Source organism: Acinetobacter sp. Ac_5812 (genome assembly GCF_013072695.1).
Taxonomy (GTDB): Bacteria; Pseudomonadota; Gammaproteobacteria; order Pseudomonadales; family Moraxellaceae; genus Acinetobacter.
Window position 1 is genome coordinate 571,711 of record NZ_LXUK01000022.1, and the last position, 14,574, is coordinate 586,284.

Annotated in this window: 15 protein-coding genes; 9 read left to right on the top strand and 6 right to left on the bottom strand. The window is 39.2% G+C overall.

All coding sequences use genetic code 11. The features are described 5' to 3' along the window. Positions 1-65: 65 nt before the first annotated feature. From msuE to A7P55_RS16190, 7 genes are all read left to right on the top strand, one after another. The gene (gene msuE, locus A7P55_RS16160; RefSeq protein ID WP_171552894.1) at positions 66-791 is read left to right on the top strand and encodes an FMN reductase; all 726 of its coding nucleotides are present in this window, start codon (positions 66-68) and stop codon (positions 789-791) included. A gap of 322 nt (positions 792-1,113) precedes the next feature. After that, positions 1,114-1,749: a CDP-alcohol phosphatidyltransferase family protein gene (locus A7P55_RS16165; RefSeq protein WP_171552895.1), complete on the top strand. Its 636-nt coding sequence runs from the start codon at positions 1,114-1,116 to the stop codon at positions 1,747-1,749. A gap of 10 nt (positions 1,750-1,759) precedes the next feature. Next, positions 1,760-3,508 (top strand): bifunctional alpha/beta hydrolase/class I SAM-dependent methyltransferase, encoded by a 1,749-nt coding sequence (locus tag A7P55_RS16170; protein ID WP_171552896.1) that lies wholly within the window; start codon positions 1,760-1,762, stop codon positions 3,506-3,508. 13 nt (positions 3,509-3,521) lie between these two features. Continuing rightward, the gene (locus A7P55_RS16175) at positions 3,522-4,889 is read left to right on the top strand and encodes a phosphatase PAP2/dual specificity phosphatase family protein (protein ID WP_171552897.1); all 1,368 of its coding nucleotides are present in this window, start codon (positions 3,522-3,524) and stop codon (positions 4,887-4,889) included. Further along, positions 4,886-5,308 (top strand): hypothetical protein, encoded by a 423-nt coding sequence (locus tag A7P55_RS16180; protein WP_171552898.1) that lies wholly within the window; start codon positions 4,886-4,888, stop codon positions 5,306-5,308. Before A7P55_RS16175 ends, A7P55_RS16180 begins: the two co-directional genes overlap by 4 nt. A gap of 7 nt (positions 5,309-5,315) precedes the next feature. Then, the gene (locus A7P55_RS16185; protein WP_016540166.1) at positions 5,316-5,966 is read left to right on the top strand and encodes a lysophospholipid acyltransferase family protein; all 651 of its coding nucleotides are present in this window, start codon (positions 5,316-5,318) and stop codon (positions 5,964-5,966) included. Continuing rightward, a complete protein-coding gene (locus A7P55_RS16190; RefSeq protein ID WP_171552899.1) occupies positions 5,963-6,907 on the top strand; it encodes a phosphatidate cytidylyltransferase in 945 nt (314 codons plus the stop codon). Before A7P55_RS16185 ends, A7P55_RS16190 begins: the two co-directional genes overlap by 4 nt. Before the next feature lie 3 nt (positions 6,908-6,910). Here the strand turns inward: A7P55_RS16190 and A7P55_RS16195 are convergent, their stop codons facing one another. Then, positions 6,911-7,936: a helix-turn-helix domain-containing protein gene (locus A7P55_RS16195; RefSeq protein WP_171552900.1), complete on the bottom strand. Its 1,026-nt coding sequence runs from the start codon at positions 7,934-7,936 to the stop codon at positions 6,911-6,913. A gap of 129 nt (positions 7,937-8,065) precedes the next feature. On the opposite strand from A7P55_RS16195, the gene A7P55_RS16200 reads away from it, so the two are divergent. Then, positions 8,066-8,764 carry an NAD(P)H-dependent oxidoreductase gene (locus A7P55_RS16200; RefSeq protein ID WP_171552901.1) on the top strand — a complete coding sequence of 233 codons (699 nt, stop codon included), beginning with the start codon at positions 8,066-8,068 and terminating at the stop codon, positions 8,762-8,764. Between the two features lie 47 nt (positions 8,765-8,811). Here the strand turns inward: A7P55_RS16200 and A7P55_RS16205 are convergent, their stop codons facing one another. From A7P55_RS16205 to A7P55_RS16225, 5 genes are all read right to left on the bottom strand, one after another. Beyond that, the gene (locus A7P55_RS16205; protein ID WP_171552902.1) at positions 8,812-11,502 is read right to left on the bottom strand and encodes a TonB-dependent receptor; all 2,691 of its coding nucleotides are present in this window, start codon (positions 11,500-11,502) and stop codon (positions 8,812-8,814) included. Positions 11,503-11,573: 71 nt separating this feature from the next. Beyond that, positions 11,574-12,044: a YbaN family protein gene (locus A7P55_RS16210; RefSeq protein ID WP_171552903.1), complete on the bottom strand. Its 471-nt coding sequence runs from the start codon at positions 12,042-12,044 to the stop codon at positions 11,574-11,576. Between the two features lie 11 nt (positions 12,045-12,055). Then, the gene (locus tag A7P55_RS16215) at positions 12,056-12,634 is read right to left on the bottom strand and encodes a biliverdin-producing heme oxygenase (protein WP_171552904.1); all 579 of its coding nucleotides are present in this window, start codon (positions 12,632-12,634) and stop codon (positions 12,056-12,058) included. Between the two features lie 71 nt (positions 12,635-12,705). Continuing rightward, positions 12,706-13,674, bottom strand: coding sequence for a FecR family protein (locus tag A7P55_RS16220; RefSeq protein WP_171552905.1), 969 nt, complete (start codon positions 13,672-13,674; stop codon positions 12,706-12,708). A gap of 7 nt (positions 13,675-13,681) precedes the next feature. Beyond that, positions 13,682-14,167, bottom strand: coding sequence for a sigma-70 family RNA polymerase sigma factor (locus A7P55_RS16225; protein WP_171552906.1), 486 nt, complete (start codon positions 14,165-14,167; stop codon positions 13,682-13,684). 169 nt (positions 14,168-14,336) lie between these two features. On the opposite strand from A7P55_RS16225, the gene A7P55_RS16230 reads away from it, so the two are divergent. Beyond that, a complete protein-coding gene (locus A7P55_RS16230; protein ID WP_171552471.1) occupies positions 14,337-14,561 on the top strand; it encodes a hypothetical protein in 225 nt (74 codons plus the stop codon). Positions 14,562-14,574: the final 13 nt, after the last annotated feature.

Sequence of the window (14,574 nt, forward strand, 5' to 3'; positions counted from 1 at the left end):
CTTTAACTAGAAGTCTTGGTTTGTTCCATATAAGTCAAAGTATTAATTTTTCTAAAGGTCAAGTAATGTCATATTCAAATGATAAACCACTCAACATTGTCGCGGTTTCAGGTGGTCTTAACAGCCCATCAAAAACTGAAAGTTTGATTCAAACGATTTTGGATGAATTAGCGCAAGCAATAGAAATAAATGTGAAGTTTGTAAAACTTAGTGAAATTGGTCCTTTATTGGGTGGTGCAATTTATCGGAGTCAGTTACCCAAACAAGTACAAGATGATTTGGCTGCTATTGAAGCCGCTGATGCCTTAATCGTTGGTACGCCAGTTTATCGTGCTTCTTTTACGGGACTGTTTAAACATTTATTTGATTTTGTTGAGCAGACCGCTTTAGTGGATGTCCCGGTACTACTTGCAGCATCGGGTGGGAGTGATCGCCATGCTTTGGTACTCGAGCATCAACTTCGTCCTTTGTTTAGCTTTTTCCAAGCACAGACTTTACCTATAGGTGTTTATGCAACAGATCGAGACTTTACTCCTGAATATAGAGTCAAAAGTGAAGCATTGAATGACCGTATCTTACTTGCTGTTGCTCGAGCTTTACCAATTTTGCAATGGGCACCAGCTAAAGGATTGCGTGAGCAAAAGGTTAAGGCGAAATCAGAAAAGGCCAATCAGGACTTAAGTATCAATAAACAAGTTGAACAAGACTCCATACTGCCATCTGTTGAAGTACCGGATTTAGATGTTGCTGAGGCAAGACTACATCATAAAAAGAGCACAGCAGTTTTATGATTCATGATCGAGTTATTAAGACTTATAAAAATCTGATTTCGGCATAACTTATATTATGTTACTTAGGATCCTCAGCAACGTGAATCTCTACGATCATAATTCACGTTGCTGGGCTGTGGCAACAAACAGTATTGTGTAGGCCACAGTCTTAGATATTTCATTTAACATAATATACATTATGCGAAATTATATAATTATCAATAATATGATTCTTAGCAACTACTATAATTACCATTTTCCTGCTATCCCAATCTCTGTTGACATACATTAGAAAGTTACACACAATGCTATGCACTATATAAATATGCATATATCAATAACAATGCCTTCGATTTATCAGTTAAAACCAGCATTTCAGAATTTACTTCGTCCATTTGTACAATGGCTTTACTTTAAAAAGATTACAGCGAATCAAGTTACGCTTTTAGCAATGTTAATCTCTGTCGCTTTAGCAATCGCACTTTACAGCCTGCATCTTTACCAACAACCTTTAATCCTGTTTTTACTATTTCCTGTATGGATGTTGGTTCGTATGGGCTTTAATGCAATTGATGGCATGCTCGCACGTGAATTTAATCAACAATCAAAAATTGGCGCATATTTAAATGAAATCTGTGATGTCATCTCCGATTCAGCGCTTTATCTGTGTTTTTTAGGCTTAGCTTTCATCAACCCATTCCTGTTGGGCTTAGTTGTCTTTCTAGCGATTCTGAGTGAATATGCTGGTGTTATGGCTCCATTAATTGGTCAGGAACGCCGTTATGATGGTCCCATGGGTAAGAGTGATCGTGCATTTTGGTTTAGTTTAATTGCGTTATGTGTCAGTTTTAGCCCTTATTTAATAGAAAATAATTACACAAATTCAATAACTTACTTCTGCAATGGACTGCTTATTTTCATTGCAGCACTATTGGTTTTGACAATTTATAACCGTATTAAAAACAGTATTCTACTTTAAGGAAAATCAGATGCAAAGCTCACAAAAACATGTATTTACCAGCCACGATGAGACTCAATTAGCCTATCAACATTGGCCAGCAACTACAGAAAAAGAGACAAAAAAAGCAATTATCTTATTCCATCGTGGTCATGAACACTCTGGACGTATGGCACATTTGGTCAATGAGCTTAACCTACCAGAATTTGATTTTTTTGCATGGGATGCTCGTGGACATGGAGATTCACCAGGTTTACGTGGTGATGCGCCAAGTTTCTCTGCATGTGTGAAAGATATTCAATATTTTGTGCAACATATTGAATCCACCTATAACATCCTATCAACTAATATCGCCGTCATTGGTCAAAGTGTTGGCGCTGTTTTAGCAGCCACATGGGTCCATGATTATGCACCAAAAATCAGAGCCTTATGCTTAGCTTCACCCGCATTTGATATTAAATTGTATGTACCTTTTGCAAAAACAGGTTTAACTGTTTTAAGCAAACTCAAAGGTAATTTCTTTATTACCAGTTATGTAAAAGCCAATATGCTGACGCATGATGTTGAGCGTGCAAAAACCTATGATACAGACCCACAAATTGCCAAAGCCATTTCTGTACGAATGCTTTTGGGCTTATATGCAGCATCTGAACGTATCGTTAATGATGCACAAAATATCTTTGTTCCTACTCAAGTTTTATGTTCTGGGTCGGACTTTGTGGTGTTCCGAAAACCACAACAGCAGTTTTATGCAAAACTTCCTCATCCACGAAAAGAGTTCCATGTACTAGATGGTTTCTATCACGATACTTTAGGTGAAAAAGACCGCCATATTGCAATAGAGAAAATTCGTCGTTTTATATTACAAAGCTTTGCTGAGGATTATCAGGCGCCTGATGTACTGAATGCTGATAAAATTGGTTCAAGCTGCGCGACAGCTGAACAACTGAGTAGCCCACTTCCCGCTTCTTCCATCAAAAATCTATTCTGGAATTTAACCAAACGTCATTTAAAGCTCGGTAGTAAATTCTCCCATGGCTTAAAAATTGGTGAAGATACAGGTTATGACTCAGGTAGCACTTTAGATTTTGTTTATCGAAATCAAGGTGAAAGTAAAAATATTCTTGGCAATATTATCGATCAGCAATACTTAAATGCGATTGGTTGGCGTGGCATCCGCGTACGTAAACAGCATATCGAGCAGTTATTGGCGAAATATGCACAAGTTCTAAATAAGCAACGTAAGGACATTCGCATCCTAGATATTGCAGCGGGTCATGGTCGCTATATTTTAGATGCTGTGAGCCAATTGCCAACTCCACCAAAATCAGTGTTACTTAGAGATTATAGTGAATTAAATGTTGAGTCTGGTTCTGCATTAATCCAAGAACGAAAACTGGACAATATCGCCCAATTTGAACTCGGTGATGCCTTTGACACGGCGTCATTGGCCAAAGTGAAACCAAAGCCAAATTTGGTCATTGTGTCTGGGCTTTATGAGCTGTTTAGTGATAATGACTTATTAAGACAATCACTTTCAGGTATTCATCAAGCCATGTTGCAAGGTGGTTTTCTGATTTACACAGGACAAATTTGGCACCCGCAACAAGAGTTTATTGCACGTGCTTTAACTTCACACCGTCAAGGTGATGCTTGGGTGATGCGCTTACGCTCACAAGCCGAAATGGATGCACTGGTTGAACAAGCTGGCTTTAAAAAAGTGGATCAATGCATTGATGAATTTGGAATTTTTACGGTTTCTGTTGCTCAAAAAATTTAAATAAAGACCTTTTATGCAAAATAATATCTTATATCGTCAACCAGGTACATGGAAATGGGGGCTACTTTGTTTAGTCTTTTTAGCCCCTTTTTTCTTTTTAACCTATGGTTTTGCAAATCAGTACGCCTCGAGTTTAGCTCATGTTCCAAGTATCGTTTTCGCTTGGGAACATCACATTCCACTTTGGGCATGGACTATTGTACCTTATTGGTCGATTGATCTTTTCTATGGTTTATCATTGCTATTATGTTGGAATAAATTTGAATTAAAACAACATTCACTTAGGCTATTTTTTGCCCAACTTATTTCCATCAGCTGCTTTATCATCTATCCGCTCAAGTTTAGTTTTCAACGAGCCGAGTTAGATGGGTTCTTTGGACTCTGGTTTGATGTGCTCATGGGTTTTGATAAACCCTTTAACCAAGCACCCTCCTTACATATCGTGCTTTTGGTGATTTTGTGGGATTTTTATCGTCGACACATCAAGCCAAGCTACCGTTGGTTGGTTCATGTTTGGTCATTCCTGATCGGACTCTCTGTTTTAACCACATGGCAGCATCATTTTATTGATATTCCATTGGGGCTATTGGTTGGTGCACTATGTTTATGGCTATTTCCACTCACGGTTAAAGCACCTTATCAAAAAAATGGCTTGCAGCGATTGACGAGCAAACATTTAAAATTAGGGTGTTTCTATCTGATTGGAGCCTTAGTTTGTACATCGCCTGCATTTTTATTTAAAGGCGCATGGCTATGGATGTTATATCCAGCAATCAGTCTTTTCTTAGTCGCTTTAGCATACTTTTTGGTTAGACCTCATTTTTTCCAAAAGCAAGAAAATGGCCGAATGACGGTTGCTGCGTACTTACTTTTTGCCCCATATTTTCTAGTGGCATGGCTAAATAGCCGTGTTTGGACCTATCAACATCCTGAGGATTCATTGATTCTACAGTTAAACGGTGTTGAGCTTTATCTAGGTCGTATTCCAGCAACAATCCATTCTCAGCAATATCATGCTGTATTTGATTGTTGTGCCGAATTGCCTGCAAACAATGTTCATCATTATGAAAAATACAGTACGCTTGATCTAATTCCAATCCAAAGCGCACAATTATTAGAAGCATCAAAAAAGTTTGATCACTTTATTCAGCCTTTAATACAAGCAAATGAACCACAACAAGTATTGATTTTTTGCGCACTTGGCTATTCACGCAGTTGTAGTGTATTGATTGCATGGCTATTACAACAAGGCTATGTGAATACCTCAGAGGAAGCTGTTAGCTTAATTCAAAAGTCACGTCCTTGGATCGTTTTGAGTGAGACACATATTGCTGAAATTAAACGTTTCCAACTGCTGCTCACTCAGGAGAAGCAACTATGAAAATGAATTTTGTCGTGGTTAGCCAATTGCTCAAGCAAACTCAGAGTATTTTAAAGTCCGGCTATTTGGTCTTTGTTTTGTCAGTTGTGAGCCTATTTTTATTTTCAAGCATACCAATCTTGATTCCACTTTTACTCGTAAGTGGACTATTGGCGATTCATCATTACTTATTTATTCGAATTGAGTTTGATCGTGGTCTGTTACAGCATATGGTTGACCAGCCTGAGGACGTAGAAAGTTTTACTCAGCAATTGGATCAATCATTGTTAAATTTAAAATTGATTCCATCCAATAAAACAGATCGCGATTGGCCGGAACGCTTTAAAGGCTGCTTAAGACTCTTAAAAATACAGATCTTCATTGTCTTAATACAGTATTCTGTATTTATTATACTTTTTTATAAACTAGCACATAGATGAAGGTTGAATGAAAAAAAATATAATCACGCAATCAGTTGCTCGTTTTATCGCATTTCTCACCCGTCGTGGCGCACGGTTATTAACGGGTGCAAGAAGTTTATGGGTCGGCTGTGAACCAGAACTTAAGCAGCGTATCTACTATGCCAACCATAATAGTCATATCGATTTCATTTTATTATGGTCTTCCTTACCCATTCATATACGCAGACAAACTCGCCCAATCGCAGCGTCTGATTATTGGCTGAAAGATGGATTTAGACGTTTTTTGATCCAAGACACCTTTTCGGGTGTCACCATTCAACGCAATCGTAGCGATCAACAAGATCCCTTACAACCGGTTAAAGATGTTTTAGCGGAAGGCTATTCCATTATTTTCTTCCCTGAAGGAACCCGTAACTTAAATGATGATGTTGAACTCCTTGAGTTCAAAAGTGGACTGTTTCATCTCAGTCAACAATTCCCCGATGTTGAGGTTATTCCCGTTTGGATTTCTAACTTAAAACGGGTGATGCCCAAAGGTGCTTTCATCCCACTGCCTTTACTTTCTACTGTTATTTTTGGTGAACCTTTAGTCCTCAATCAATTCGCAGATAAGGAACAGTTTTTACAACATGCTCAGCAGCAATTATTAAAATTAAAAGAGGCTGAGAATCAATGAGTTTAGACAACTTACAACAAACCTATCTATTGTTTGGCATCTTTGCAGTCATTTTGATTATCGCCTCAACCATTGGCTTTATCCTCAAACAAAAAGCAGGTACTGCCCCTTCTCCTGTTATTGATAATTTGAATGCGCGTATCAATGCGTGGTGGATCATGCTGATAGTCTTGGCAGCAGCCATTCTATTGGGAAAAACTGCTTTTATTGTGCTATTCGGTCTTATTTCGTTTTTTGCACTACGCGAATTTATTAGTTTATTACCAACACGTCGTGGCGACTATCTGCCTTTGCTGATCGCGTTCTACTTTGTTATTCCCTATCAATATTATTTGGTCTATACCAACTGGTATGGGTTATTTTCAATTTTCATTCCACTCTATGTATTCTTATTGATTCCAATTGCCAGTTTAAAGCTGGAAGATACCACACACTTTTTGGAACGCAGTGCCAAAATTCAATGGGGTTTGATGGTCAGTGTATTCTGTATCTCTCATGTTCCTGCTCTGTTAAATCTGGATTTACCCCAATTTAAAGGGGAAAAAATTTGGCTGGCGATTTGGCTAATTATGGTGGTACAAGCCTCAGATGTCCTGCAATATGTATGTGGCAAACTCTTTGGAAAACATAAAGTTGCCCCAACACTTTCTCCATCAAAAACTGTAGAAGGCTTAATTGGCGGCATTGTTCTCGCAACCGCACTCGGTGTATTGATGTCATCACTCACCCCATTCAATTATTGGCAAGCCACACTGACTGGATTGATTGTGTGTATTTTTGGTTTCTTTGGTGGTTTGGTTATGTCTGCCATCAAACGCGATCGTGGTGTGAAAGATTGGGGACAGCTTATTCAAGGTCACGGCGGTATGTTAGATCGTATCGACTCTATCTGTTTCTCTGCACCGATTTTTTTCCATATCCTTCGCTATTGGTGGAGCTGATCCTTAAAACGAAGAATGGCCAATGCTGACTTGTCGATAGAACTTCGGTGTCACATTGGTCCATTTCTTAAATGCCCGTGAAAAATGCGAAATATCAGCATAGCCCAAACGTTCCGCAATTTGCTCAATCGAAAGCTTGGGTTGTTTTAATAACTGCTCCGCCTGATTCCTACGTACTTCGGCCACAAGGCTCTGGAACGACGTTTGATTATTGCTTAACTGTCGCTGTAGGGTCCGCTCTGAAAGATGGAGTTTTTCCGCGACTTGTTTCAGCGATAAGAAGCCATCATCTTCATCATATAGCAAGGTTTTGACTTGTGAATCCAAGCGATTTTTTTGATCCCTTTTCAGCGCAAGCTTATCAGCATCTTGCTCACATTGTTGTTTGCTTAAGCGTGCCAGTAACGCATCTGCGGTCTTTAACGGGAGTGATAACGATGCCTTATGGAAGCTTAAACAATCTTTTTCACACTCGAAACTGATATTTGAATGATTGAATTTTTGTGTGTTTTTATAAAAATCTGGTTTGTCCTGTTGAAACTTAAAGTGGATTCCAAGTTTATTTTGGGCTAAGTTTTCCAAAATTTGTGAAAAACCCAAGATCAAGAACATCATTCCATGTCGATTCAACTTAAATTTTTGAGAAGGTTGGTTGAAATACAAATAAGCCAAGTCACCTTCAATCTTTAATTTGGGTTTAAACACAGAACAATGTAAGCCAATAAACTGCTCTAGAATCTTGATTGCATCCCCTAGAGTTTCAGAGGCAGTCGCGGCAATGCCAACATGACCATAACAAGAGATTCGCATTTCCTCCGCAAGATAGAGGCTAATCGCAGGTTCATGTGTCAATAATGCTGCTTTATCCAATAGATGATTGAAGATATCGAAATCTACATACCAAAACGGCGCACTTAAAGTTTGTGCTGAAATCCCTGTTCCAGACAAAAGCTGTTCAGAAGACACATTCCATTTTTGTATGACTTCAACCAATAAATTGACGTAAGTACCGGGTAATTCTGGATTCATGTGATCTCCATGAGACAGCGGAAATTTGGCGTGAAATGGTAAATATTGGCGGTTAATGAACTATGACAGCTTTCTTACTTTAAGCATAGTAGCCCTATCTAGAAACTCAGATTTTAAACTGGTGAAATCATGCATATTTTGATCGTACATGCACATCCTGAAAAGCAGTCATTTACCTCGGCCCTAAAAGATACAGCGCAGCAGACTTTTGAACAGCAAGGTCATACTGTCGAGGTTTCTGATCTCTATGCAATGAATTTTAATCCTGTTGCTTCTAAAGATGATTTTGGCAGCCTGAGTCAAGCTGATTATTTTAATTATGCGTTGGAACAGCGTCATGCATTTAAACAACAGCAATTTGCAGCAGATATCCAAGCGGAAATCGAAAAAGTACAACGTGCTGATCTGGTGATATTTAGCTTTCCTTTGTATTGGACCTCTGTACCAGCCATCTTAAAGGGTTGGATTGATCGTGTGTTTGTATCGGGTCTGTTTTATGGTGGTAAACGTTTCTACAATCATGGTGGAATGACTGGCAAAAAAGCAATGCTGTGTTTAACACTTGGCGGTCGTGAACATATGTTTGGTGAAGGTTCGGTGCATGGTCCGATTGAGCACTATCTATCATCACTACAACGTGGCACATTGGCTTATGTGGGCTTTGAAGTACTGCCACCATTTATTGCTTACCATGTACCTTACATCAGCCAAGAAGACAGACAAAAGATCGTGGTCGATTTTGAGCAATACCTACAAAACCTAGATGACTTAAAGCCATTAGAGTTTGTTTTATTGGAAAATTTCGATGAGAGAATGAATCCGCTGTGATGAAACAACGATAAGGCTCTAGGCTAAAAACCTTATCGTTTTGTGTCCTAGAATTTTATTTCAACGCCTGCTTTGATGGTACGTCCTGGAATCGGCATACCAATCACGGTACCTGGATCAAAGTTATAACGATTTGTTAAGTTATCGACATTAAATGACAACGCTAAATTTGGATTCCACTTATAACTCGCAAATACATCAATTAAAGTTTCAGAAGAAATTTCGGTCACTGCTCGTCCACTTACACCTGTACCTGCCAGCCAACCTTTAGGATTTGTCTTTTCCGAATGGTATTTAGCACGTGCACCAACAACCAATTTATTTTCGAACAGATTTTTACCGATCGTGATATTAAAAATCTTACGCGGCGGCAGACGAGTTGAGATCAAACTCCAAGAATCACCCACTTCATTACATTCCTCTTTAGTTGCTGGGCAAACTTTGGGTGCTTGATACAAGATTCCATTCAAACTGGCAAAGAAACTTGGGTGGTTATAAGAAAGATCCAACTCCAAACCTTTCATCACAACTTGATTATAATTGACGAATGTATAAGAAGTTGTATATGGAAGAATATAGTCAGGGGTAATCTGGTTTGGAATATCTTTTCTTTGCACGCCTTGTGTCAGAAAATCCTTAGTTTGATTACGGAAATAATTCAGGTTAAATTTCAAATGATCATCTTGAGCGAATAGATTTTCTCGCTCTCCCATAAATCCTAATTCAATAAGACGCGAATTCTCTGGCTTAATCGGCAGGTCTGGATCATAACTAAAGGTTTGACCAGAAACAGTTGATTCAAACAGACTTGGACTACGATGTGTATTGGAGAGTTTTCCATAAAGATCGATACCGTCCCACAACTTATAGTTGAGTTGAGACATCCAATCGATGTTTCCTCCAAAGTCACGTACAGCATACCCCTTATTATTTAAGTCTGAATGCGCCACCGGTGTCATTGGTCGATATTGATCACCATAGTCTTTCACTTTGGCTTTATGCCATTTACTCCCTAAACTCAAAGTAAAATCATTAAAAAGATAATCGCCATTAAGGAAAACTGAGGACTCTTTACGCAATCCATCCCGTGCAATTTCATGATCAATCAAATTACGTGGCTTCATACGCTGTTCATCGTAGGTTAAGCCATAATTCAATGTGACCTGATCAAATTTACTGGTATTTTCTAGGTTCAAACCACTACGATAATCTTGAAAACTCCCCCAATATTGATCACCATAACTCGAATTTTTCATACCGATCATGCCATTGTGCTGACGATATTTGGCATTGGTATGCCACACCCCTAATTCGAGGTCTACCCACGGATTATACTTAGGCTTGTACGTATAGCTCGTACTGAATGCATTAATTGCAGCTGAACCTAAAGACCATTGCGGCATGGTATAAGCATCTTCTATATATTTTGGCTCAACATACTCGTCATCGATATAGCCGTATGGCGGTGAGTTGGGATCAATCACTTTGGATCGACTCCAATAAAAGGCCATGACTTCACCCGCTTTTTGCACATGACGACGTAAATTTACCTCCACACGATGTTCATCAGTGATATTCATTCCAGCTTTAATAATACCCGAATCACTTTGATAACTGGTATTCACGACCTCTTGACCAGGGCCCACATCGACGATATCCCGTTTTTCGTAATACTCAATACCATGTTTTCCAGCATAGTAATTGCCGACTTCTCGCTTACTATAAGCAGCAACCAAATCAAACATATCGTTTCGATAAGCCAGTGCCAATGTGCCTGCGCCATTTTGAAAATTGTTTGAGGAAATTTTGTTATGAAGCCGATAAGACATCTGCTCCTTTTCATTATCTGAGGTATGAGGTGTTCTGTTATTGTTGTAGAAGCTTCCTTTGAGCATTACACCCGCATTTTGATTGGGCAGTAGAATGTCATTGGCGCTTAAGGTCCTCATTTTTACAATTCCCCCAATTCCTCCCACGCTAAATTTAGCCCGAGATGCACCTTTCTCAACCTCGATTTGACTGATCAAATCCATATCGATGTATGTACGGTCACTCTCTCCCTGATAACCTCTAAAGGTATGACTGGACTGTAAACTACCATCAATGATGACTGGTACACGTCCTTCGCCCTGCATACCACGAATGCCGATATCAATCGCACCCGCTTCATTGCGTAAACTGTTGACTTGTACCCCTGCAATATCGGAAAACACATCACCATTCCCCGTTCCTCTGAATCGACTAATCTGTTCTCGATCAAGATGAGTGGTATTCACCTTTTGCTTTTGTGGTTCGGCATTCACTTTAATTTCTGGCATCAGGACAAGAGCTTTCGCATTCTGCTCTAATTGTGAACCAGTATTTGCATTGGAAGTGAGTTTCTCAGCATGCCCAAGCATGGAACTGGTTTTGGGTACTAAAAGATAGGTTTGCCCTTGTTTAATCACTTGATAAGGTTGATCAGCCAAGAGATAGTCAAAACCCTGCTTGACAGAGTACTTTCCTACGATTCCCTTACTTTTTAACCCCTTTAAGTGACTAGAATCATAGCTCAATACAATGCCAGACTGAGCCGCAAAGCTTGACAGCACATATCCCAATTGGTTCTCTGCAATTTGATAATTTCTCTCTACTGCGGGCTTGTCTAATACCTGAATAGATGAGGTTATTTCGGCATAAGCTCCACTGATACAAAAACAGTGTATGAAGATTGCGAGAGTTTGCTTCTTAAATTTCATAGGAGGATCCACACTTGCTAATGATTTTCATTTTCAATAATCATTACCCAGTGATTTCCAAAAATATGACATTAAATTTCAATTTTTTCTGCTCTGCTCCATATCCATAGCATACAAACTAGCAAAATAAGCATGAGCGTTAACTTGATGTGCATATGCAGAGATGAAAGTATCAAACTGATTAAAATTAAAACAATAGTTAAGGTCATCATCCACTTACGTACACGGGATATGGATTTAAACCCGCCTGTATATTGTGTAAGCAGCAGATGAATATAGCGATTCTGATGAATCCAGTGATGCAATCTCGTAGAGCCTTTAGCAGCAAAAAAGGTGGCGAGGAATAAGAAATCAAAAGTAGGCACGCCAGGTAATACGATACCCAGCACTGCCAAAACCAGACAAACAATGGTTAGTGTGATAAACACTCCACGCATGATAAGCGATGCATGGAGTTTTTCTTTTTGCGGTGCTTGTAAAGCCTCTACATCACCGCAATCTGTGCTTTTCGCCTTACACCTTAAAGAAGCATTTTTGGGCATAGGGTTGCTGCTTAATCAATATCTTTCAGCAAGCTGCCAAAGTAATCAAATGCCTGTGTAGCTCCTAAAATGACTTGATCTTGTTCACTCTCACTCAATTGAGCCATATCAAGTTCAGCAATGAAGTGCTTCCACACCCGTGCTCTGCCTTCTGGATATGCAGCCAGATTACGTGCCCCAAACTCAGCAGTAAATCCTAAAAGCTGCTGTGCTTGTTTAAATAAAAACGCTGCCCCCAAAGTCGAACCTTCCGAGACATAGATCCAGCCTAAGGCTTCCGGAAAACCGACATTTTCAGTGAGTAGTTCCTGTGCTTCTGGTTTGAGCTGCAAGTCATAAAGATCCAGTAACGCTGCCTGAGAACGACCACGAATATCCAAATCAGAAATAAGCGCGGAAACCTCAGGATGTCGAAATAAATATTCGACATTTTGCTGAAAATAATATTGAGCCAAGGTAAATTTTGCATAACGCTGTGTATCAGCAAATACTTGAGCTTTCTCCATCAAAAGATGCATCTGTTGGTGCTGGCTGGCGGTTTCATTTTTTAACCGTGATGCAAGCTGATTGAGGACGAATGAAGTTGCCATGAGATTTCTCCAGTTACTTTGGTTTTACTGTATTACCCATCCAAAGTTGAAAAGCTGACAGCAATTTTCAATTATTTTTCATTTTTTTCATTTTTAGCCCGAATTGTAATGACATGATCGCCTAAATGCCGCTGCATACGAATTGGATAGCTTAATTCCAAAGCCGACTGCAACTGAGTCAAGTTGTTAACGGGATAAGAACCAGAGACCTTTAATGATTTCAATTCAGGATCAAGATCAACATATTGATGTTGATAACGCCCAATCTCTTCAAAGAGCTGCTCTAAAGGGATTTCAAATGCCATAATCATCTGATTTTTCCAAACCAATACATTCGGATCAAGCTGTGCTAACGCTTTAAAGTCCGTATCATCAAAACATAACTGCTCACCTGCCTGTACAACTGTCATTTTTTTAGATTGATTCAAAGTCACTTTGACTGCACTTTCAATCACGCCTAAACAGGTTTGCTGTTGTTTATTTTTGAGATATTGCACATTAAAGACTGTTCCTAATGCTTGTAAATGCGCACTTTCAGTCTCGACAAAAAATGGGCGATAGTTTTGGGTCTCTTTTGCGGTATGAATCTGTATTTCACCGTAGTGTAATCGCAGCGTTCGTTGAACAGATGTATAGCGAACATCAAGTGCTGTATTGGTATTTAATTGGAGTTGCGTTCCATCTTCAAGTGTCACATTCTTCTGCTGCCCCGTAGCGGTGCTGTAATCTGAAAGCCATAAATATTGATAATCAGAATTCCATGCGAGGATACTGCCCAAACATGCAATACAAGCCACAACAAGGTGTTTGGACCACTGAAACTGTGCAGCTTGATTACCTTTTTGAATGATTTCATGACCATTTTCAGGAAAATATTCAAAACTACTCAGCAGACGCTCTGCTTTCACCCATGCGGTTTGATGCGCTTCGCTTTGTCTTTTCCACGCTTCGAATTCAATTTGTTGAGCTTCAGTTAATACAGATGTCTGAATTTTCACAATCCATTCAGCTGCTTCTTTCAAAATTTTTGCCTGCGACATGTCGATCTCAATCCATGATCGCTAAACATTGAGTCAGTACAGTAACCAAATCTCGCATGACCGTTCGAGTAGAAATATTCAAACGATTCGCAATCTCTTGTTGGGTAAGTCCCTCAAGTTGTGACCAGATAAACACCTGCTGTTGACGTTCAGGCATTTGATTTAACAATTGGTTAATCAAGCAGAGTGATTCAATTGCAGATATTTTTTGCTCAGGGCTAATCTCATCATACTCTGGTCGACTACTCAGTGCTTCCAAATAGGCCCTTTCTATCGATTTACGTTGGTACCAATTGATTAATATTCCCTTTGCTACCGTTGTTAACAGTGCTCGAGGCTGATCAAAATACAATTGATCTTTACGCTTTAAAATACGAATAAAGGTATCATGCGCTAAATCTGCTGCATCTTCACTATGATTGAGACGTCGTTTAAGCCATTGGTATAGCCAAGAATGATGTTGGCGATAGAGCGTATTGATTGGATCAGACATTTTAAAAGATAATGAGAATCATTAATATCATCTTAACAAAAAATAAGAGAATGATCACCCCTGTTTTCTGCCTGAATCTCTATCTACTTGATGGTTAATTGATTTTTTAAAACTAATTTTTACAGTAATCAATTTGTGTGCTTTACACCAACTTTCATATGAAACGTCAATGAATCGTCATAAAGGTGACACCGTGTTGTCACAAGGTCTGTCTAGTGTGTTGACATCTTTGTTATGGATGAAGCAGATGTTGAATAAAACCAAACGATGGCTGGTATGTCTTTATGTTTTCCCCATTCTATTGGCACTCACCGCATGTAATGACTCAAACGATGAACAGGCTGCAGCAAAACCTGATGAAACCAAAAAACCAGTCATGCGCTGTGCGCCATAAGCATAAGAACAAC

Coding starts and splice junctions, on each gene's coding strand:
- A7P55_RS16175 (WP_171552897.1), top strand. CDS start 3,522: ATGCAAAATAATATCTTATATCGTCAACCAGGTACATGGAAATGGGGG.
- A7P55_RS16195 (WP_171552900.1), bottom strand. CDS start 7,936: ATGAATCCAGAATTACCCGGTACTTACGTCAATTTATTGGTTGAAGTC.
- A7P55_RS16180 (WP_171552898.1), top strand. CDS start 4,886: ATGAAAATGAATTTTGTCGTGGTTAGCCAATTGCTCAAGCAAACTCAG.
- A7P55_RS16220 (WP_171552905.1), bottom strand. CDS start 13,674: ATGTCGCAGGCAAAAATTTTGAAAGAAGCAGCTGAATGGATTGTGAAA.
- A7P55_RS16200 (WP_171552901.1), top strand. CDS start 8,066: ATGCATATTTTGATCGTACATGCACATCCTGAAAAGCAGTCATTTACC.
- A7P55_RS16185 (WP_016540166.1), top strand. CDS start 5,316: ATGAAAAAAAATATAATCACGCAATCAGTTGCTCGTTTTATCGCATTT.
- A7P55_RS16225 (WP_171552906.1), bottom strand. CDS start 14,167: ATGTCTGATCCAATCAATACGCTCTATCGCCAACATCATTCTTGGCTA.
- A7P55_RS16170 (WP_171552896.1), top strand. CDS start 1,760: ATGCAAAGCTCACAAAAACATGTATTTACCAGCCACGATGAGACTCAA.
- A7P55_RS16215 (WP_171552904.1), bottom strand. CDS start 12,634: ATGGCAACTTCATTCGTCCTCAATCAGCTTGCATCACGGTTAAAAAAT.
- A7P55_RS16165 (WP_171552895.1), top strand. CDS start 1,114: ATGCCTTCGATTTATCAGTTAAAACCAGCATTTCAGAATTTACTTCGT.
- A7P55_RS16210 (WP_171552903.1), bottom strand. CDS start 12,044: ATGCCCAAAAATGCTTCTTTAAGGTGTAAGGCGAAAAGCACAGATTGC.
- msuE (WP_171552894.1), top strand. CDS start 66: ATGTCATATTCAAATGATAAACCACTCAACATTGTCGCGGTTTCAGGT.
- A7P55_RS16190 (WP_171552899.1), top strand. CDS start 5,963: ATGAGTTTAGACAACTTACAACAAACCTATCTATTGTTTGGCATCTTT.
- A7P55_RS16230 (WP_171552471.1), top strand. CDS start 14,337: ATGAATCGTCATAAAGGTGACACCGTGTTGTCACAAGGTCTGTCTAGT.
- A7P55_RS16205 (WP_171552902.1), bottom strand. CDS start 11,502: ATGAAATTTAAGAAGCAAACTCTCGCAATCTTCATACACTGTTTTTGT.